The organism is Sphingobium sp. FG11 (assembly GCF_057809915.1).
The window spans coordinates 65,730-84,886 of sequence record NZ_JBMDKW010000013.1 but is presented as its reverse complement, the minus strand read 5'-3'; the positions used below and the strand labels follow the sequence as shown (position 1 = coordinate 84,886).

Below are 19,157 nucleotides of genomic sequence, written 5' to 3'. Positions count from 1 at the left end.
GCTGAATTTTGGTGGCATCTGCGAATTTAGGGCCTGACGCCGACTGGTGCGGGCGAAGGGACTCGAACCCCCACATCTTGCGATACCAGAACCTAAATCTGGCGCGTCTACCAGTTTCGCCACGCCCGCATCGGTCGCCGGTCGGCGCGGCATAGAGAAAAGCAGGGATGGAGGCAAGGGATACCGGACATCGCCCGGAACTGGTGTCCGACCCGTGCGTAAAGCCTCCAACCTCAAGGAGATTGTGCATGGCGACCCAACCCGACCCGGCCCCCGATGCCGTTCCTTCACCGGACATCATCGAGCCGCAATCCCCGCCCGAAACGCCGCCGCCCGCGACTCCGGACGAAACGCCCGCCGGACAGCCGCCGGAAATCATCCCGCAAGGCCCGGATTTCGATCGGCCGGACAGCGCGCCGCCCGAAGTTCCGCCAATGTGAAAGGAGGCCAACGAGCTATGTCACCTGAAACACACAAGTTTCCGTAGCGTCGCGCAACGGTTTTTGCAGCGACCGTGGAATTATGCCGCGCATCCGCTGGACAGCCCCATGAATCCATGATTGAAATGTGACAGACAAAAGAAACCGGCAACGGAAAAGCGGGAGAGGCGCGACTGACATAAGGGGGTCGACGTGCAAAGGGTTCGCGCCAAACTGGAATGGTTCAAGACTGTTATCCTGCCACAGGAAGCCGCCCTGCGCGGTCGATTGCGCCGGATACTCCCGTCGACCCATGAACTGGACGATATGGTGGCGGAGGTTCTGACCCGCGCCTATGCGACCGAAAATTGGGAAAATGTCACCACCGGTCGCGCCTATCTTTTCACCATCGCGCGCAATCTGGTGATCGACGCCGCGCGGCGGAACAAAATCGTCAGCTTCGAAACCATCGCCGACCTGGAATTGCTCCAGGGCGAAAGCAATGTCGAAGCGCAACTTCATGCACGCGAAGCGCTGCGTCAGGTCGAAGCGATCGTCGATACGCTGCCAATTCAATGCAAGCGCGTCTTTATCTTGCGACGGATTCACGAAAAATCGATGCTGGAAATAGCGGAGGAGATGTCTCTATCCGTTTCCACAGTTGAAAAACATCTGGCCAAAGCCATCGCGATAGTTATGCGGGCCTGGGCAGAACGTGAGGAAACGGACTTCGAGCGTGCAGGCGTCGGAACCAGGTTCAAATTGCGGGGACAGGGACGCAATCGAAGCGAAGGCCGCGTGCCTTCTAGCAAGGCTTAACAGCGGCCCCGACGCGCAGGTCGAACTGGAAGCATGCCGCTGGATCGAGGCCGACCCCCGCCACGCCGTCGCCTTCGCCCGCGCGGAGGCCGCGTGGGAAGCGACTGAGCGGTTGAAAAGCAGCGCCGCGGCCATACGCCTGCCGCCGCTCGCGGCAATCATCAGTGAAATCGACCAGCGCCGCCTGTCGCGCAACATCATGATCGCCGCCGCGATATCGGTGCTGCTGTTCATTGTCGCAGCGATTGTCACCGTCCGCACCTTCAGCGGCGTCGATCGCTACGAAACGCGCATCGGCGAGATTCGCGACATCGCGCTGGCCGACGGATCGACCATGCACCTCAACAGCGATAGCGAGGCGGAGGTGCGCTTTACGGATAATGGCCGCAAGGTGCGCATCCTGAAGGGCGAGGCGAATTTCGATGTCGCGCACGACAAGAGCCGCCCCTTCGATGTGGAAGCGCGATCGGCGGTGATCCGCGCGGTCGGCACCGCCTTCAATGTCCGCATGCGCCCCGCCCTGGTCGAACTCACCGTCACCCAGGGCACCGTCTCCGTCCGGTCCGGCGACATGGCGCAAGAAAAGGTCAGCGCCGGGAGTGGCGCGGTGATCCAGCCGCGCACTATCGCCCTGACCCGGCTTGGCCCCAGGCTTATCGACCAGCGCACTGCCTGGCGCGCGCAGATGGTCGAACTGGACGGCGAAACGGTTGCGCAGGCGGCCGAGGAGTTCAACCGCTATCGCGCCACGCCGATCCTGATCGGCGACAATCGCGTATCCTCGCTCCGCGTCGGCGGGCGTTTCCGCATCGGCGACAGCAAGGAATTTCTGACCGCGTTGCAATTGAGCCTGCCTGTCCGCGCCGTCACCGGCGAGGATGGATCGGTCATGCTGCTCTATCGCGATGAGGATTTGGGTGCAGATCCGTCCAGCGAAGCGGTCGCCCGCACCCTAACCCAGTAATTCCCGCACCAGTTGCGGAACCAGCAGGCTCGCCGGGCCAAGCCGACTTTCATGGAAATAGGCGCTGCCCGCCGACGGATCGAAATTCAGTTCCAGCGTGCGCGCACCCGCCCGTCGCGCGGTCTGGACAAAGCCCGCCGCCGGATAGACCGCGCCCGATGTGCCGATCGACACGAACAGGTCGGCCCGAGCGAGCGCGTCCTCAATCACTTCCATCTCATAAGGCATTTCGCCGAAGAACACGATGTCGGGCCGCAGTCTGGGCTTGCCACATGCGCCACAGACGCTGGCTGGCGGCAGCGCGGCCTCCCACGCCGTCGCCCGACCGCAGGCCGCGCACAACGCCGATTTAAGTTCGCCATGCATGTGAATGAGCCGCTGCGCGCCGGCCCGTTCGTGCAGATCATCGACATTCTGCGTGACGACCAGCAAATCACCCGTCCAGGCCCGGTCGAGCGCCGCGAGCGCCTCATGCGCGGCATTGGGCTGCACCATCGCCAGCTTCGCGCGCCGCTCGTCATAGAAGCGGTGTACGAGCACAGGATCGCGCGCCAGCGCTTCGGGCGTGCAGACATCCTCCACCCGATGCCCTTCCCACAGGCCGTCCGGCCCGCGAAAGGTCGCAAGGCCGCTTTCGGCGGAAATTCCCGCGCCGGTCAGGATCACGATATTGCGGACTGGTTCGGTCATCGGCGGAAACTAGCGCGAAGATGCGATCGGGGCTACCGGGGATGACATTCACCCTCCATTCTGGCATCGGCCGCTTGCAGCGATTTCAGGAACGGGAACGACATGACCAGCATCGGCATTTTCGGGGCGGCGGGCCGTATGGGCCGGGCGATCGCGCAGGTCGCGACCGAAGCGGGACTGGGCATTGCGGGCGGGATCGATCATGTCGGCATCGGCGAGATCGTGCCGGGCCTTGCGCTTTCCTCCGATCCGCTGGCGCTGGCCGAGCGCGCGGACATACTCATCGATTTTTCGGTTCCGGGCGCCCTGTCCGCCCATCTCGACGCCTGCATTACCGCCCGCAAGCCAATCCTGATCGGCACCACCGGCCTCGAAGCGGTGCACCACGCGCTGATCGATGAGGCGGCGGCGCATATTCCCATTCTCCAGACCGGCAACACCTCGCTTGGCGTCAACCTGCTGGCGGCGCTGGTCGAGCAGGCGGCGGCGGGTCTGGGCGATGACTGGGACATCGAGATCGTCGAAATGCACCATCGGCATAAGGTCGACGCCCCCTCCGGCACAGCCCTTCTTTTGGGAGAGGCTGCCGCGCGCGGACGCGGCATTGCGCTCGACGCGCATAGCGAACGGGGCCGAGACGGCATCACCGGCGCACGGGCAAAGGGCGCGATCGGCTTTGCCGCATTGCGTGGCGGATCGGTCGCGGGCGATCATCAGGTGATTTTCGCCACCGAAGGCGAGCGGATCGAGATCGGCCACCGCGCCGAAAACCGCACCATCTTCGCGCGCGGGGCGGTCAAGGGCGCGACATGGCTGGTCGGCCAGCCGGCGGGCCGTTACGATATGAAGGGCGTGCTCGGCCTTTGACGCCATGAACAAAGCGCAGATCTTCGACTTCTTCAGCCGCCTCGCCGAAGCCAATCCCGCGCCCCGCACGGAGCTGGAATATGGCAATGACTATCAGCTGCTGGTCGCGGTCGTCCTTTCGGCCCAGTCCACCGACGTCGGCGTCAACAAAGCGACCCGCGCGCTGTTCCGCGAGGTCGAGGCGCCGCAACAGATGGTCGATCTGGGCGAAGAGGGCCTGAAACAGCATATCAAGACGATCGGCCTGTTCAACGGCAAGGCAAAGAACGTCATCGCCCTGTCGAACATATTGGTCCGCGACTTTGGCGGGCAGGTGCCGCAGGACCGCGACGTGCTGACGACTCTGCCCGGCGTCGGGCGCAAGACCGCCAATGTCGTCATGAACACCGCGTTCGGCCAGGAAACCTTCGCCGTCGACACCCATATTTTCCGCGTCGGCAACCGCACCGGACTGGCGCCGGGCAAGACCCCTCTGGCGGTGGAACTCAAGCTCGAAGCCCGCGTGCCCGGCCCCTTTCGCCGCGACGCGCATCACTGGCTGATCCTGCATGGCCGCTATATCTGCAAGGCGCGGCGTCCCGAATGCTGGCGCTGCCCGGTTGCCGATCTGTGCCGCTACAAGCCCAAGACGCCAGCGCCCAAAACCGAAGCCTGAAGCCGTCGATGATGCTATAAAAGGAACGGATGTCGGGTCCGCTCGTCGTCTTATCCGTATAGATTAAGGAGAGTGAAATGCCCGCCCCCAGCATCCTTCGCCTCGCCGCCGTCATGGCCCTTTGCGGCTCCGTTTCCCCCGCATTGGCGAAACCCGCGCCCGATCCCTATGTCCCTGCCGGCAAGCCGGTCAGTTGCATCCAGATCAGCACCATCCAGTCGACGAATGTCCGCGACGACCGGACCATCGATTTCGTCACGGGTGCCAGCCGCGTTTATCGCAATACCCTGCCCTATAGTTGCCCGAGCCTCGGCTTCGAAAAGAAATTTCTCTACAAAACCAGCATTTCCCAGCTTTGTTCGGTCGATATCATCACCGTGCTTCAGGGCGGTCCCGGCCTGTCGCGCGGCGCGAGCTGTGGCCTCGGCAAATTCCAGCCGATGCAGAAAGCGCCCAAATAGGCACGTAATAATCCCGCAATCGCCGATTTGCGCTGGCGCCTGCGAACGGCCTTTGCTAAGCGGCCCTTCGCATCGGCGACAAGCACCCATAGCTCAGCTGGATAGAGCGTTGCCCTCCGAAGGCAAAGGCCAGTGGTTCGAATCCACTTGGGTGCACCAAAACTCATCCTCGACGCTCGCCCCGCCCTTTCCAGCGGGGACAGGGCGTTCATTTGACCAAGACCGCCGTCCGGTATCGCTCGCGCCCCGATAACGCCATCAACAGCGATGCCGTCGAACAGATCAGGCAGACGAGCGAAATGCTGTAGCCCAATCCCATCGGGTCGCCAGCGAAGATGGTCGTCGACAATGCGCCGATGATCGAAGCGCCTGCGGCGAGAGAGATCAGGTTGTTCCACAGGACGAATATCGCGGAATTGACGCCACGCAGGGCAGGCGGGGTAATCAGCTGCAGCGCCGCCGTGAGATTGCCGTAGAATGAGCCAAGCGCGAGCGATTGCAGGATCAGCATGCCAAGCGACAGATACAGATTCTCGACCGACGCATAGGCGCTGGTCAGCAAGGCGATGGCCGAAAATAGCGCGACCGCGATGAGCGGCGCGTCGGATATGCCGCGACGTTGCAGATGTTCGGCCAGCGTCACGCCGAGCAGCGTGCCGATGCTGCTGCAACATAGATAGAGGATGCCCAGCAGATAGCCCACATGACTCGGCGACAGGCCGAACGCCCGGATGAGGTGAGTGGCATACCAGACGAAGCCTGCATAATAGACGATGCCGAGCAACGCCGAACACAGGAAGATCGGGGCGAAAGCGCCCGCCTTGCGCCAAAGCAGCGCAAAGACATCGGCAAGCCGCGCGGTCGATTCCCCGTGACCGCCGGTGCGGGGCGGTTCCTTGACCGCGAGCAACAGCAGCGCGATGATGAAGCCCGGCAGGCTTATGATCCAGAACGTTTCCTGCCAGCGCTGATACCCCGCAATGAGGATCGGCAGGCCATTGACCAGGCTGATGACCGCGCCGCTCGCCAGAAACGCTGATCCCACGCCCAGCGTCGCGGCCATGGTGAAGATCGAAAGCGCCCTGACGACCCGTTCTCGTGGGAAGGCGTCGGTAATCATCGTATAGGCCGCCGGAGACAGGATCGCCTCCCCCATCCCCACGACAACACGCGCCGCGAACAGCATCGGAAAGCTGTTGGCGAAACCGCACAGGACCGTTCCCACGCTCCAGAACAAGATGCCGCAGACCAGGACGTTGCGACGATTATAGCGACTGACGATGATCCCTGCGGGGATCGTCGCCACGCAAAAGGCCAGCGAAAAGGCAGGTCCCTGCAATAGGGCGATCTGAAAGTCGCTGATTTCCAGCGATGCCTTGATCGGGGCCACCAGCAGCGCGATGATCTGACGATCGAGAAAGGCGACGATATAGGCGACAACCAGCACGCCAAGCATGCGATAGGCAGAACTCAGCGTATAATCAGGCCTGTGCATCGCAAGATTGTTCATGATCCCCCCGTCGCGCTGCTTGGCGTTGCTGAACCTTCGCGCCATCTGCCCGCATATCGGGGCTTATGTCATCGCAGCCGGCAGCGCCAGCATATCACGATGCCGTCCTCTTCATCCAGCCGGTCGCTCACTGCAACGAAGCCGTTGCGCATCAACACCCGCTGCGATGCGATATTGTCCGGCAGGGTTTCGGCGATGATCGTCCTCAAACCGGGCTGGCGCCGCGCCCAGGCGACGACCTGCGCCACGGCCCGGCTGGCGATGCCGCGATTGTGGTGGCTCGACGCAATGCCATAGCCGATTTCGAACAGGCCGTCTTCGGGTGGCAATTTGATCGAGCACAGACCGACGACATCATATCCTTCGACGATCAGCCAGGATGTGGGCGAGAATTCCTGCCCAACCTCCTCCGCCATTTCCGCGAGCATGGCGATTATCTCGGGCGTGGCGATCGGCGTGTCGGCCAGGCCGAAGTGCCGGGGCGCATCGCCGCGCAGCAGCGCCGCATGATCGAGCGCCGTAGCCTCGAAAATACGCACTGCCGCTCTGGGCGCATGGACACGCGGCGCAAGCGCGACGGGCGCGAGACCCGCGGTCAATGCCAGATCCGATCGAACCGGGCGCCCAAGCCCGTCAGCAGCTCATATTGCGACAGACCCGAAACACGCGCCGCCTCGCCCAACGCATAGTCCATCGTCAGCCAGTCGCCCTCTGCGATGTTGGGCCGGACGCTCACATCGATGGCGATCAGATCCATCGACACGCGTCCCACGACCGGCAGAACGGCGTCATCGGCACGCACGCTTCCCCGGTCGGAAAATCCCCGCAAATAGCCGTCGGCATAGCCAAGGTTAAGCACGGCGACCTCCATGTCGGCGGGCGCGCGATAGGTCGCATTATAGCCGATAGACTCCCCTGCCGGCACCCGCCGCCGCTGAAGCACCTGCGCCTGCGGGAACACGACCTGCCGAAGATGGCCGATCGCTTCGCGCCGGGGCGCCGCGCCATAGAGCGCAAGGCCGGGTCGGGTGAGATCGAACGCATAGTCGGAACCCAGGCAAATGCCCGCACTGTTGGCGAGGCTGTAACGGCCGGCCGATATTGAGGGGCAAAGGCCGGAAAACCGGGTGCGCTGAACCCCGCTCATCGGCCCGTCCTCATCAGCCGATGCGAGATGGCTCATCAGCGTGTCGATAGCCAGCCCCTCGACCAGCGCAGCCGCCTCCGCGCGCCAGTCCAGCCCCAGCCGGTTCATGCCGGTATCGACCATGATGTCGCACGCACCACCCCCCGCCGCTTTCCAGCGGGCAATCTGGGTCGGGGTGGAGAGAACCGGGCGCGCGCGCGATGCCAGCGCGCGGGTCATGTCTTCGGCCCTGACGCCATGCAGGACGGAGAGGCTGAGATCGTCGGTCAGAAATGGCTCCAGCGCTGCCGCTTCAGCCCAGTTCGACACGAAAAAGTCGCGACAGCCCGCCCTTGCCAGCCGTAGCATCACCTCACGCGCGCCCAGCCCATAGCCGTTCGCCTTAATCGCCGCGCCACAGGCCGCGCCGCCGCTTCGCTTCGCCAGCCATCGCCAGTTGGCGAGCAACGCATCCTCGTCCAGCCGAAGGCGCAATGGTGCGACGAAATCGTCCATGGCAAGGCCGGTAGCGTCATCGCTCACAGAGGTCGAGCACTCAGGCCTCAAGCGAGCGGCCCCGCGTCTCGGGCAGGGCGATCAGGCAAGTCAGCAGCGCCGCCGCGACCACCGCCAGCGTATACCACAGGCCCGCATAGGGATTGCCTGTGCGCGCCACGATATACTGGCTCACCAATGGCAGGAAGCCACCGAAATATCCGGTCCCGATATGATAGGGGATCGACAACGAACTGTAGCGAATACGCGCGGGGAAATATTCCGACAGCAACGCCGCCACCGGACCATAGGTCGCGCCGGACAGCGTCCACAGCAGCAGCAGCGCGACAAAGACCAGCGACGCGCGTCGCCAGTCCGGCGTTACGGTCGCGAAATCATAGCCCCCGGCTCGCAGGGCGGCGTCCAGCCCTTCCGCGCTCAGATCGCCAACCACCGCGTCGCCGATGCTGACGGCCGGAACCGGGCCAGCCCGCTTTTCATAGGAAATGCCGCGCTTGGAAAAATGGTCGAGCAGCTTGCCGCAGGCGGTCGGCTGCACCTTGGCGAACGGGTCGAACACGCAGTCCGGCCCGCTCACCATCACCGGCGAGCGGGCCGCCGCCTGGGTCAGACCCGGATTGGCGGTAGCGCCGATAGCTTGATAGAGCGGCATCAGCGAAACCAGCACCAGCGCATAGCCGATCACGATCGGTTTCTTGCGACCGATCCGGTCGGACAACCAGCCAAAGAAGATGAACGAGCCGATACCGATGAAGGCGCTGCCCCCGACCAGCAACTGCGCGACGCCCGCCGAAACATGCAGGCCGTTCTGGAGGAAATAGAGCGCCTGAAACATGACGGTATAGGCGATCACGGTGAAGCCGGCCGCGATGCCGATCATCGCCACCAGCATGCGCCGCTTGTTGCCGGGGTAGGTGAAGGCTTCCTTGAGCGGATTCTTCGCCTGCACGCCCGCCGCCTTCATCGCCATGAACACGGGGCTTTCGCGCAGCATCAGCCGCATCCACAGCGACACGCCCAGCAGCGCCAGCGAAAAGACGAAGGGTAGCCGCCAGCCCCACGCGGCCCAAACCTCCGCGCCGACGATCCATTGCGTGCCGACCACGACGATCAGCGACAGGATGAAGCCGCCGATCACCCCGGCCTGGATGAAGCTCGTGTAAAAACCCCGTTTGCCCGCCGGCGCATGCTCCGCGACATAGATGGCCGCGCCGCCATATTCGCCGCCCAGCGCCAGCCCCTGCGCAATTCGTAGCAGGATGAGGATGATGGGGGCCGTCACGCCGATGCTCGCCGCAGATGGGGTCAACCCGACGCCCGCCGTCGCCGCCCCCATCAAAACGATGGTGGCGAGAAACGTATATTTGCGTCCGAACCTGTCGCCGAAATAGCCGAACAGCACCGCGCCCAAAGGCCGGAAGCCGAACCCCACGGCGAAGCCCGCCAGCGAATAGAGGAGTTCGACGGTCGGATTATCGGTCGGGAAGAAGGTGCGGCCGATGATCGGCGCGAGCACACCGTAGATGTAAAAATCATACCATTCGAACACGGTGCCGAGCGCGGAGGCCGTAATGATAAGCCGGTCCCGCTTCGCATCCATCACATAGTCGGTGCCCACCGCCGTCGCGCTCATCATGCCCCCCTGCCCTCTGGCGATGGCTCGCTATGCAGGCAAAGCCGCCCGCCGACAAGCGTTCAGCCGATCCAGTAGGGCACGATCTGGCGGTTGTCGGGATCGACATGGATCGGCCGGTCGGCGGGCGGAAAGGCGCGCTGGTCGCAGCTCTGGCGCGAACAGAGGCGGCAGGTGACGCCGATCGGCGTCGCCGCGCTCTCATCCTCCAGCCGCAATCCGTCGGCATAAACGAAGTTCGCCGCATGCGCGATTTCGCAGCCCAGCACGACCGCGTAGCGGCGCGGCGTGCGCGCATAGCTGCCCGACGGCTTCACCAGCCCCTTCGCCATGGAGACATAGCGCACGCCATCGGGCGTTTCGCCGAGCTGCACGTTGATTCGGTCAGGGATGGCGACCGCCTCATGCACGTTCCACAACGGGCAGGCCCCGCCGAACCGCGCGAACTGGAGCCGGGTCGCGCTGTGCCGCTTGGTGATGTTGCCGGCCATATCGACGCGGCAGAAGAAGAACGGGATGCCGCGCAGCCCCGGCCGCTGCAAGGTGGACAGCCGGTGGCAGGCCTGTTCGAAACTGACGCCGAACCGCCGTGACAGCCGGTCGATATCATGGCGCAGCACCCGCGCCGCCTCGCGAAATTCGGCATAGGGCAACAGCAGCGCGCCCGCCGCATAATTGCCGAGGCCTAGCGCCAGCAGCCGGTCCGCGCCCGCGACCGGCAAAGCGGCGCGACCGACGACATCGGCGATCACCGCCTGACCTTCCAGCAGCATCAGCTGATGCGCCAGCATGAACTTGCGGCTCTCGGTCGGCAGGGCGGCGTTGACGAACAGGCGCTTTTCAAGCGCATTGTAGGTCCGCAAGGCGGAATCGGGCGTGTCGGCGATCAGCGTCTCGATCCCGTGCCGCCGCGCCAGCGCCTCGACCAGCATGCCCTCGTCCAGCGGCTGTCCGGCGGTCAGCTTGCCCGCCAGATCTTCGGCGAGACAGTCGAGCGCGTGGACATAATTGCCCGCCTCGTGAAACCAGTCGCGCGCCGCTTCCCAAGGCAAGCGCGCCTGCACCGCATGATCGTTGGCGATCGCCTCCTCGATCATGTTAATCCGCTCGTTCGCCCGCATATGCGCGTTATAGAGATCGACATAGCGGGCGGCGAATTCGGGATATTGCAGATGCAGCTTCTCGATCCGCTCCGGCTCCAGCGCGCGGCCGGGCAGTTCGGGATGCGTCAGCGCGAAGGCGAAAGCGCCCAGCAACTGCTCTTCCTCGCGGCTGTCGAAACTCGCCCAGTCGACGGGGAAAGCCCCGGCCAGCGCCGCCTTCACCTTGGCGGTCAACGGCCGGTCGTCATTTTCAAGCTGGCTGAGATAAGAGACTGAAATACCAAGGGCGAGCGCCATCGTCGCCTGGTCCATCCGATGGTCCAGACGCAACTGCCGAAGCCTTGGTCCTGCGAAGATGCGGTTGCCGCGCGCCATCCCCCGGCCCTAATTTGCAAAATGGTGATTTGCAAATCAGCAAATTTGCATTTGCGAAAATCATAAAAGGCTGGAATGGGGCCATTCAGCTAAATTCGCGCCATGACTATCGGAGAACAGCCGCCCATGTCGAAGCTCGCCATCATCGAAAAGCTCGAAGCCAAGCGTGAAGGCGCTCGCATGGGGGGCGGCCAGCGCCGCATCGACGCGCAGCATGCCAAGGGCAAGCTGACCGCGCGCGAACGGCTCGACGTGCTGCTCGACGAGGACAGCTTCGAAGAGCTGGATATGTATGTCGAACATAACTGCATCGACTTCGGCATGGACGAACAGCATATTCCGGGCGACGGCGTCGTCACCGGATCGGGCACGATCAACGGCCGGCTGGTGTTCGTGTTCAGTCAGGATTTCACCGTCTATGGCGGCGCGGTGTCGGAACGGCACGCGATGAAGATCTGCAAGATCATGGACATGGCGCTGAAAGTGGGCGCGCCAGTGATCGGCCTCAATGACTCGGGCGGCGCGCGTATTCAGGAAGGCGTGGCCAGCCTCGCGGGCTATGCCGAGATTTTCCAGCGCAACGTGCTGGCGTCGGGCGTCGTGCCGCAGATCAGCGTCATCATGGGGCCATGCGCGGGTGGCGCGGTCTACTCCCCGGCGATGACGGATTTCATCTTCATGGTGAAGGATTCGTCCTTCATGTTCGTCACCGGCCCCGACGTGGTCAAGACCGTGACCAACGAGGTCGTGACGCAGGAAGAACTGGGCGGCGCGATCACGCACACCACCAAGTCGGGCGTGGCCGACGTCGCGTTCGAAAATGATATCGAAGCGCTGCTGTCGGTTCGCGATTTCGTCGACTTCCTGCCGGCGTCGAACAAGGAGCCGGTGCCCGAGCGGCCCAGCGCCGATCCGTGGGACCGGATCGACTATAGCCTCGACACGCTGATCCCGGCCAACGCCAACCAGCCCTATGACATGCACGAACTGATTAAGAAGATCGTGGACGAAGGCGATTTCTTCGAAGTGCAGCCGGCCCATGCGGGCAACATCATCTGCGGCTTCGGCCGGGTCGAGGGTAAGACGATCGGCATCGTCGCCAACCAGCCTTTCGTGCTGGCGGGCGTGCTCGACATCAACTCGTCCAAGAAGGCCGGGCGCTTCGTCCGCTTCTGCGACGCGTTCGACATCCCCATCGTCACGCTGGTCGATGTGCCGGGCTTCCTGCCGGGCACCGCGCAGGAGCATAATGGCATCATCAAGCATGGTGCGAAGCTGCTGTTCGCCTATGCCGAAGCGACCGTGCCCAAGATCACGGTCATTACTCGTAAAGCCTATGGCGGCGCCTATGACGTCATGTCCTCCAAGCATCTGCGCGGCGATTTGAACTATGCCTGGCCGACCGCTGAAATCGCTGTGATGGGCGCGAAGGGCGCGGTGGAGATCATCTTCCGCGGCAAGACTCCGCAAGAGATCGCCGAACGCACCGCCGAATATGAATCCCGCTTCGCCAACCCGTTCGTGGCGGCGAGCAAGGGCTTCATCGACGAGGTGATCCAGCCGCACTCGACCCGCAAGCGCGTCGCGCTGGGGCTGAGGAAGCTCGCCAACAAGAGCCTGGAGAATCCCTGGAAGAAGCACGACAATATTCCGCTGTGATGGGACGAGCGCTATTTTGGGCGGGACTTGTTCTGTTGGGCTGCGCTGTAATCTCGTCCGCGGAAATTAACGAGCGGGTTGGTAACAGTTCGGATTATGCTGGCCCAAAAGAGCAAAGGCTAAACCCCGTAGTCATTCAGGGTTGCGTTATGTTTGTGAGCAATACGGACAAAGTTCGTAGTGAGCTTGCGCCTTATGCGGCTGTGTTAGGTTTAGGAATGGCTGCTGCTGGCTGGATGTTGAGGAAAAAGAAATGAAACTCGGCCGTCTCAATCATATCGGCGTCGCCACGCCGTCGCTCGAAAAGAGCATCGCCTATTATCGCGATGTGATGGGCGCGACCGTCATCACGCAGCCCTTCGACCTGCCCGCGCAGGGGGTGAAGGTGTGCTTCGTCGATACGCCGGGTGAAAATGGGACCCATGGCACGCAGATCGAACTGATCGAGCCGTTTGACGAAAGTTCGCCGATCACCGCTTTCATCGCCAAGAACCCGGCGGGCGGGCAGCATCATATGTGCTATGAGGTGCCCGACATTCACGCAGCGAAGGCGTGGTTCGAAGGCAAGGGCGCGCGCGTGCTGGGCGAACCGCGCATCGGCGCGCACGGCACGCTGATTTTCTTCGTCCATCCCAAGGATATGAACGGGGTGCTGACCGAGATCATGGAAACGCCTAAAAACGCGCATTGATTATCTATACCCGCCCGGTTCGGGCGGATGCTGGGGAACCGGGACGATGACGAACGAAGCCGACAAGCCGACGCTGGACCAGTGGGCCACCGCCGCCGCCAAGGAAGTAAAGGGCGCGGATCTGACCTGGCACACGCCCGAGGGGATCGACGTCAAGCCGCTATACACGGCCGAAGATGTGACCGCCGACCCCGGCCTCCCCGGCTTCGCTCCGTTCACGCGCGGCGTGAAGGCCAGCATGTATGCCGGCCGTCCCTGGACCATTCGCCAATATGCGGGCTTCTCCACCGCCGAAGCCTCCAACGCCTTCTACCACCGCAACCTGAAAGCCGGGCAAAAGGGCCTGAGCGTCGCCTTCGACCTCGCCACCCATCGCGGTTATGACAGCGATCATCCGCGCGTCACCGGCGATGTCGGCAAGGCGGGCGTGGCGATCGACACGCTCGACGACATGAAGATCCTGTTCGACGGCATTCCGCTCGACAAGATGTCGGTGTCGATGACGATGAACGGCGCGGTCATCCCGATCCTCGCCTTCTTCATTGTCGCGGGCGAGGAACAGGGCGTCGATCGCAAATTGCTCGACGGGACCATCCAGAACGACATCCTCAAGGAGTTCATGGTCCGCAATACCTATATCTACCCGCCCGAACCATCGATGCGGATCATCTCGGACATTTTCGGCTACACCTCGCGCGAGATGCCCAAGTTCAACAGCATCTCCATTTCCGGCTATCATATGCAGGAAGCAGGCGCGACGCAGGTGCAGGAACTGGCCTTCACCATCGCCGACGGCATGGAATATGTGAAATATGGCGTCGAATCCGGGCTGGATATCGACAAGTTCGCCGGACGCCTCAGCTTCTTTTTTGCCATCGGCATGAACTTCTTCATGGAGATCGCGAAGCTGCGCGCCGCCCGCGTACTGTGGCATCGCGCCATGACGCAACTCGGCGCGAAGGACGAGCGCTCCAAGATGCTGCGCACCCACTGCCAGACCTCGGGCGTCTCGCTGACCGAGCAGGACCCCTATAACAACGTCATGCGCACCACGATCGAGGCGATGGCCGCGATGCTGGGCGGCACCCAGTCGCTGCACACCAACGCGCTGGACGAAGCCATTGCCCTGCCCACCGACTTTTCCGCCCGGATCGCGCGCAACACGCAGATCGTGATCCAGGAAGAGACGGGCATGACCAAGGTCGTCGATCCGCTCGGCGGTTCCTATTATGTCGAGGCGCTGACGCAGGAGCTGGTCGACAAGGCGTGGGAGATCATCGAAAAGGTGCAGGCCGAAGGCGGCATGGCGAAGGCCGTGGCGGCGGGCTGGCCCAAGGCGATGATCGAAACCGCCGCCGCCGCCCGTCAGGCGCGGGTCGATCGTGCGGATGACGTGATCGTGGGCGTCAACAAATATCGCCTCGCGACCGAAGATCTGCTCGAAACGCTGGAGGTCGATAACGCCGCCGTGCGCGAAGGCCAGATCGCCCGCATCAACAAGGTGAAGGCGGAACGCGACAGCGACAAGTGCGAAGCGGCGCTCCAGGCGCTGCGCGACGGCGCCGCCGCGCCCGCGAGCCTTGAAAACAACCTCCTCGCGCTGGCAGTCGAAGCGGCCCGCGCCCGTGCGACGCTGGGCGAGATTTCCGCCGCGATGGAGGAAAGCTTCAACCGCTACGGCACGCAGCCTACCCCGGTGAAGGGCGTCTATGCCGCGCCCTATGAAGGCGACAGCCGCTGGCAGCAGGTTCTTGACGGCGTGCAGGCCGTCGAGCGGCGCCTCGGTCGCAGGCCCAAACTGCTCGTCGCCAAGATGGGTCAGGATGGTCATGACCGGGGCGCCAACGTCATCGCCTCGGCATTCAGCGACATGGGCTTCGAAATCGTGTCGGGACCGCTGTTCCAGACGCCCGACGAAACGGTCGTGCTGGCATTGCAGAACGAGGTCGATGTCGTCGGCGCGTCCAGCCTTGCGGCCGGGCACAAGACGCTGATCCCCGAACTGATCGGCAAGCTGCGCGAAGCGGGCCGCACCGACATCAAGGTGATCGCGGGCGGTGTCATACCGCCCCAGGATTATGACTATCTTCGTGACGCGGGCGTGCAGGGCATTTATGGACCCGGTTCCAACGTCGTGGAATGCGCCGCCGATGTGCTGCGCCTCCTCGGCCACAACATGCCCCCGGCGGGGCTGGGGGAAGCCGCTTGACCATGATCACCGCCCAATCGCGCACCGACTGGACCCGCGAAGAAATCGCGGCGCTGTTCGACCTGCCCTTCAACGACCTGATGTTCGAAGCGCAATCGATCCATCGCGCCAATCACCCGCGTAACGAGGTGCAGCTTTCGACGCTGCTTTCGATCAAGACCGGCGGCTGCCCCGAAGATTGCGGCTATTGCTCGCAATCGACGGAAGCCGATAGCGGCCTCGCCGCGACCAAGCTGATGGATGTGCAGGCCGTGCTGCAAGCCGCAGCGCAGGCGAAGGATCATGGCTCGGGCCGCTTCTGCATGGGCGCGGCCTGGCGCAACCCCAAGCAGCGCGACATGCCCAAGCTGGTCGCCATGGTGCAGGGCGTGCGCGCCATGGGCATGGAAACCTGCATGACGCTCGGCATGCTGGACGAGGGGCAGGCCAAGACGCTCGCCGACGCGGGCCTCGATTACTATAACCACAATATCGACACTTCGCCGGAAAATTACGCCAACGTCATCACGACGCGCACGTTCGCGGACCGGATCGAGACGCTGGACAATGTGCGCAATGCGGGGATCAACGTGTGCTGCGGCGGCATCGTCGGCATGGGCGAGACGCGCAACGACCGCATCGGCTTCCTCCATGCGCTCGCCACCATGCCGCACCCGGAAAGCGTGCCGATCAACGCGCTCGTCCCTGTCGAAGGCACGGTGCTGGGCGACATGCTGAAAGACACGCCGCTCGCGAAGATCGACGAGGTGGAATTCGTCCGCACCGTCGCCGTCGCCCGCATCGTGATGCCGCAATCGATGGTCCGCTTGAGCGCGGGCCGCGAGAGCATGTCGGAAGCCTGCCAGGCGCTCTGCTTCATGGCGGGTGCGAACAGCATTTTTACCGGTGACAAGTTGTTGACGGCGGCGAATGCGGGGGATGACAAGGACGCGATGCTGCTCGGCAAGCTGGGGCTGACGCCGATGATGGCCCAGCCGCACGGGCATCTGGAGGCGGCGGAGTGATTTACGCACTCGCCGCCGTCACCCCGGACTTGATCCGGGGTCCCGCTTCTTCTCTGCCATCGCGCGGGAAGAAAGCGAGGTGCCGGATCAAGTCCGGCATGACGGGCCGAGGCTTTGGCTTGGAGATCATAGTGTGAGGGTAGGAAAGCGCATTCGCTTGGTGGCGATTGTCTTTTCCCTCGGCTCAGCGGCTTTTTGGGAAGGGGTAGCTGGCTTTCGGGAAATGCTCGGAAGCGCTCAGCACCAATATCCGAATTGGATTTGGGTAAGCGCGCTTCCAGCGGTCGTATTTGCCTTGATCTGTTGGTTCACATTCAGATGGCTGGGGAACATGATTTCCAAAGCCACGAAAGTTAGCGGGGAAAAGTAGTCGCAATGCCAATCACCAAGATCTTGATCGCGAACCGTGGCGAAATCGCGTGTCGTGTCATGCGCACGGCCAAGAAGATGGGCATCAAGACCGTTGCGGTCTATTCCGATGCCGATGCGCGCGCGCCGCATGTGCTGATGGCGGACGAGGCCGTCCATATCGGCCCGTCGCCCGCCGCCCAATCCTATCTGATCGCTGACAAGATCATCGAGGCGTGCAAGCAGACCGGCGCCGACGCAGTCCACCCCGGCTATGGCTTCCTCTCCGAGCGCGAGAGCTTCCGCAAGGCGCTCGACGCCGAGGGCATCATCTTCGTCGGCCCTCCCGCCAACGCGATCGCGGCCATGGGCGACAAGATTGAGTCCAAGAAGCTCGCCATGGAAGCGGGCGTCAACGTCGTCCCCGGCTTCGTCGGCGTGATCGACGATACCGAACATGCGGTGAAGATCTCCAACGAGATCGGCTATCCGGTGATGATGAAGGCGTCGGCCGGCGGCGGCGGCAAGGGCATGCGCCTCGCCTATTCCGAGCAGGACGTCCGCGAAGGTTTCGAAGCGACCAAGCGCGAGGGGCTGAACAGCTTCGGCGATGATCGCGTGTTCATCGAAAAATTCATCGAAAGCCCGCGCCACATCGAAATTCAGGTGCTGGGCGACCAGCATGGCAATATCGTCTACCTCAACGAACGCGAATGCTCGATCCAGCGCCGCCATCAGAAGGTGGTCGAGGAAGCGCCCTCACCTTTCGTGTCCCCCGAAATGCGCAAGAAGATGGGCGAGCAGTGCGTCGCGCTCGCCCGCGCGGTCGGCTATTTCAGTGCCGGCACGGTCGAACTGATCGTCAGCGGAGAGGACAAGACCGGCGACGGCTTCTACTTCCTCGAAATGAATACCCGGCTTCAGGTCGAGCATCCCGTCACCGAAGAAATCACCGGCGTCGATCTGGTCGAACAGATGATCCGCGTCGCCAATGGCGAGGCGCTGTCCTTCACACAGGACGAGGTGAAGCTGAACGGCTGGTCGATTGAAAACCGCGTCTATGCCGAAGACCCCTATCGCGGCTTCCTGCCGTCCACCGGCCGGTTGATCCGTTACAACCCGCCCGAAACCGGCCGCGACGAGAGCGGCGCACTGATCCGCGTCGATGACGGTGTCGAGGAAGGCGGCGAAGTGTCGATCTTCTACGATCCGATGATCGCAAAGCTCATCACCTGGGCGCCCACCCGGCTCGAAGCGATCGACAAGCAGATCGCGGCGCTCGACCGTTTCGAGATCGAGGGGCCGGGCCATAATATCGATTTCGTGTCGGCGCTGATGCAGCATGAGCGGTTCCGCTCGGGGAACATCACCACCGGCTTCATCGCCGAGGAATATCCCGAAGGCTTCCACGGCGCGCCCGCGTCGCCCGAACTGCTCGGGAAGCTGGCCGCCGTCGGCGCGTTCGCGGCCATGGCGCAGGCCGACCGCGCCCGCCGGATCGACGGACAACTCGGCAAGAAGCTGAAGGCTCCCACCGGCTGGCAGGTCAAGATCGGCTCCGGCGACACGGCGAGCATCCACGATGTCGTCATCAATGGCGATGATGTGACCGTCGATGGCAAGGCGCTCGACATGAGCCTGGAATATACCCCCGGCGACCGCCTGATCGAGGCCGAATTCGACGGCGCGGAGTTCAGCGTCCGCATCGCGCCGGTACGCGCCGGCTTCGTCCTGACGGCGCATGGCGCAAGCCACAAGCTGCGCATCCTGCCCGCCCATGCCGCGCCCTTCGCGAAGCATATGATCGAAAAGATCCCGCCGGATCTGTCGCGCTTCCTGATCTGCCCGATGCCCGGCCTGCTGGTCGCGCTGCACGTCAAGGAAGGCGACAAGGTCGAGGCCGGCCAGCCGCTCGCGGTGATCGAGGCGATGAAGATGGAAAACATCCTGCGCGCAGGCAAATCCGGTGTCGTGAAGAGCGTTTCGGCGGCGCAGGGCGAGAGCCTGCCGGTGGACGCCATCATCCTCGAAATGGAATGATATTGCTTCAGGCCATCATGCCGGCAAGGACTGGCATGATGGCCGGGGCAAGAAACCCAGCCTGATTA

General features: G+C 63.2%; 17 protein-coding genes and 2 tRNA genes. 12 read left to right on the top strand and 7 right to left on the bottom strand.

The window, feature by feature from the left end; genetic code table 11:
- Window positions 1-44: 44 nt before the first annotated feature.
- Window positions 45-129, bottom strand: a tRNA-Leu gene (locus ACODSN_RS12385).
- 119 nt (window positions 130-248) lie between these two features.
- Here ACODSN_RS12385 and ACODSN_RS12380 point away from each other — a divergent pair.
- The 3 genes from ACODSN_RS12380 to ACODSN_RS12370 all read left to right on the top strand — a co-directional run bounded on the left by ACODSN_RS12380 (window position 249) and on the right by ACODSN_RS12370 (window position 2,202).
- Window positions 249-440 (top strand): hypothetical protein, encoded by a 192-nt coding sequence (locus ACODSN_RS12380; protein WP_489055819.1) that lies wholly within the window; start codon window positions 249-251, stop codon window positions 438-440.
- Between the two features lie 192 nt (window positions 441-632).
- On the top strand, window positions 633-1,238 hold the full coding sequence (locus ACODSN_RS12375) for an RNA polymerase sigma factor (RefSeq protein WP_489055818.1): 606 nt from the start codon (window positions 633-635) through the stop codon (window positions 1,236-1,238).
- Window positions 1,156-2,202 carry a FecR family protein gene (locus ACODSN_RS12370; protein WP_489055817.1) on the top strand — a complete coding sequence of 349 codons (1,047 nt, stop codon included), beginning with the start codon at window positions 1,156-1,158 and terminating at the stop codon, window positions 2,200-2,202. Before ACODSN_RS12375 ends, ACODSN_RS12370 begins: the two co-directional genes overlap by 83 nt.
- Here the strand turns inward: ACODSN_RS12370 and ACODSN_RS12365 are convergent.
- Window positions 2,191-2,892 carry an NAD-dependent deacylase gene (locus ACODSN_RS12365; protein ID WP_489055816.1) on the bottom strand — a complete coding sequence of 234 codons (702 nt, stop codon included), beginning with the start codon at window positions 2,890-2,892 and terminating at the stop codon, window positions 2,191-2,193. The two genes, ACODSN_RS12370 and ACODSN_RS12365, sit on opposite strands and share 12 nt — an antisense overlap.
- Before the next feature lie 102 nt (window positions 2,893-2,994).
- On the opposite strand from ACODSN_RS12365, the gene dapB reads away from it, so the two are divergent.
- From dapB to ACODSN_RS12345, 4 genes are all read left to right on the top strand, one after another.
- On the top strand, window positions 2,995-3,759 hold the full coding sequence (dapB, locus tag ACODSN_RS12360) for a 4-hydroxy-tetrahydrodipicolinate reductase (RefSeq protein WP_489055815.1): 765 nt from the start codon (window positions 2,995-2,997) through the stop codon (window positions 3,757-3,759).
- Window positions 3,760-3,763: 4 nt separating this feature from the next.
- Window positions 3,764-4,414: an endonuclease III gene (nth, locus tag ACODSN_RS12355; RefSeq protein WP_489055814.1), complete on the top strand. Its 651-nt coding sequence runs from the start codon at window positions 3,764-3,766 to the stop codon at window positions 4,412-4,414.
- Between the two features lie 77 nt (window positions 4,415-4,491).
- Complete coding sequence (locus tag ACODSN_RS12350; RefSeq protein ID WP_489055813.1) at window positions 4,492-4,875, top strand: hypothetical protein; 384 nt, start codon at window positions 4,492-4,494, stop codon at window positions 4,873-4,875.
- Between the two features lie 82 nt (window positions 4,876-4,957).
- Window positions 4,958-5,034: transfer RNA gene (locus ACODSN_RS12345), tRNA-Arg, on the top strand.
- A gap of 49 nt (window positions 5,035-5,083) precedes the next feature.
- On the opposite strand, the gene ACODSN_RS12340 is transcribed toward ACODSN_RS12345, so the two are convergent.
- From ACODSN_RS12340 to ACODSN_RS12320, 5 genes are all read right to left on the bottom strand, one after another.
- Window positions 5,084-6,430 carry an MFS transporter gene (locus tag ACODSN_RS12340; RefSeq protein WP_489055812.1) on the bottom strand — a complete coding sequence of 449 codons (1,347 nt, stop codon included), beginning with the start codon at window positions 6,428-6,430 and terminating at the stop codon, window positions 5,084-5,086.
- Window positions 6,431-6,453: 23 nt separating this feature from the next.
- Window positions 6,454-6,984, bottom strand: coding sequence for a GNAT family N-acetyltransferase (locus ACODSN_RS12335; RefSeq protein ID WP_489055811.1), 531 nt, complete (start codon window positions 6,982-6,984; stop codon window positions 6,454-6,456).
- Complete coding sequence (locus ACODSN_RS12330; RefSeq protein ID WP_489055836.1) at window positions 6,981-8,027, bottom strand: alanine racemase; 1,047 nt, start codon at window positions 8,025-8,027, stop codon at window positions 6,981-6,983. The genes ACODSN_RS12335 and ACODSN_RS12330 overlap by 4 nt, the downstream gene beginning before the upstream one ends.
- Window positions 8,028-8,067: 40 nt before the next feature.
- On the bottom strand, window positions 8,068-9,660 hold the full coding sequence (locus ACODSN_RS12325; RefSeq protein WP_489055835.1) for an MFS transporter: 1,593 nt from the start codon (window positions 9,658-9,660) through the stop codon (window positions 8,068-8,070).
- Window positions 9,661-9,722: 62 nt separating this feature from the next.
- Window positions 9,723-11,138 (bottom strand): helix-turn-helix domain-containing protein, encoded by a 1,416-nt coding sequence (locus ACODSN_RS12320; protein WP_489055810.1) that lies wholly within the window; start codon window positions 11,136-11,138, stop codon window positions 9,723-9,725.
- Window positions 11,139-11,264: 126 nt separating this feature from the next.
- Here ACODSN_RS12320 and ACODSN_RS12315 point away from each other — a divergent pair, with 126 nt between their 5' ends.
- The 5 genes from ACODSN_RS12315 to ACODSN_RS12295 all read left to right on the top strand — a co-directional run bounded on the left by ACODSN_RS12315 (window position 11,265) and on the right by ACODSN_RS12295 (window position 19,089).
- A complete protein-coding gene (locus ACODSN_RS12315; RefSeq protein ID WP_489055809.1) occupies window positions 11,265-12,797 on the top strand; it encodes an acyl-CoA carboxylase subunit beta in 1,533 nt (510 codons plus the stop codon).
- Window positions 12,798-13,050: 253 nt separating this feature from the next.
- Window positions 13,051-13,488, top strand: a complete 438-nt coding sequence (mce, locus tag ACODSN_RS12310) for a methylmalonyl-CoA epimerase (RefSeq protein ID WP_489055808.1) — start codon at window positions 13,051-13,053, stop codon at window positions 13,486-13,488.
- A gap of 46 nt (window positions 13,489-13,534) precedes the next feature.
- Complete coding sequence (scpA, locus tag ACODSN_RS12305; protein WP_489055806.1) at window positions 13,535-15,697, top strand: methylmalonyl-CoA mutase; 2,163 nt, start codon at window positions 13,535-13,537, stop codon at window positions 15,695-15,697.
- 2 nt (window positions 15,698-15,699) lie between these two features.
- Window positions 15,700-16,701 carry a biotin synthase BioB gene (gene bioB, locus ACODSN_RS12300; protein WP_489055834.1) on the top strand — a complete coding sequence of 334 codons (1,002 nt, stop codon included), beginning with the start codon at window positions 15,700-15,702 and terminating at the stop codon, window positions 16,699-16,701.
- 375 nt (window positions 16,702-17,076) lie between these two features.
- Window positions 17,077-19,089 (top strand): ATP-binding protein, encoded by a 2,013-nt coding sequence (locus ACODSN_RS12295; protein ID WP_489055804.1) that lies wholly within the window; start codon window positions 17,077-17,079, stop codon window positions 19,087-19,089.
- Window positions 19,090-19,157 lie beyond the last annotated feature (68 nt).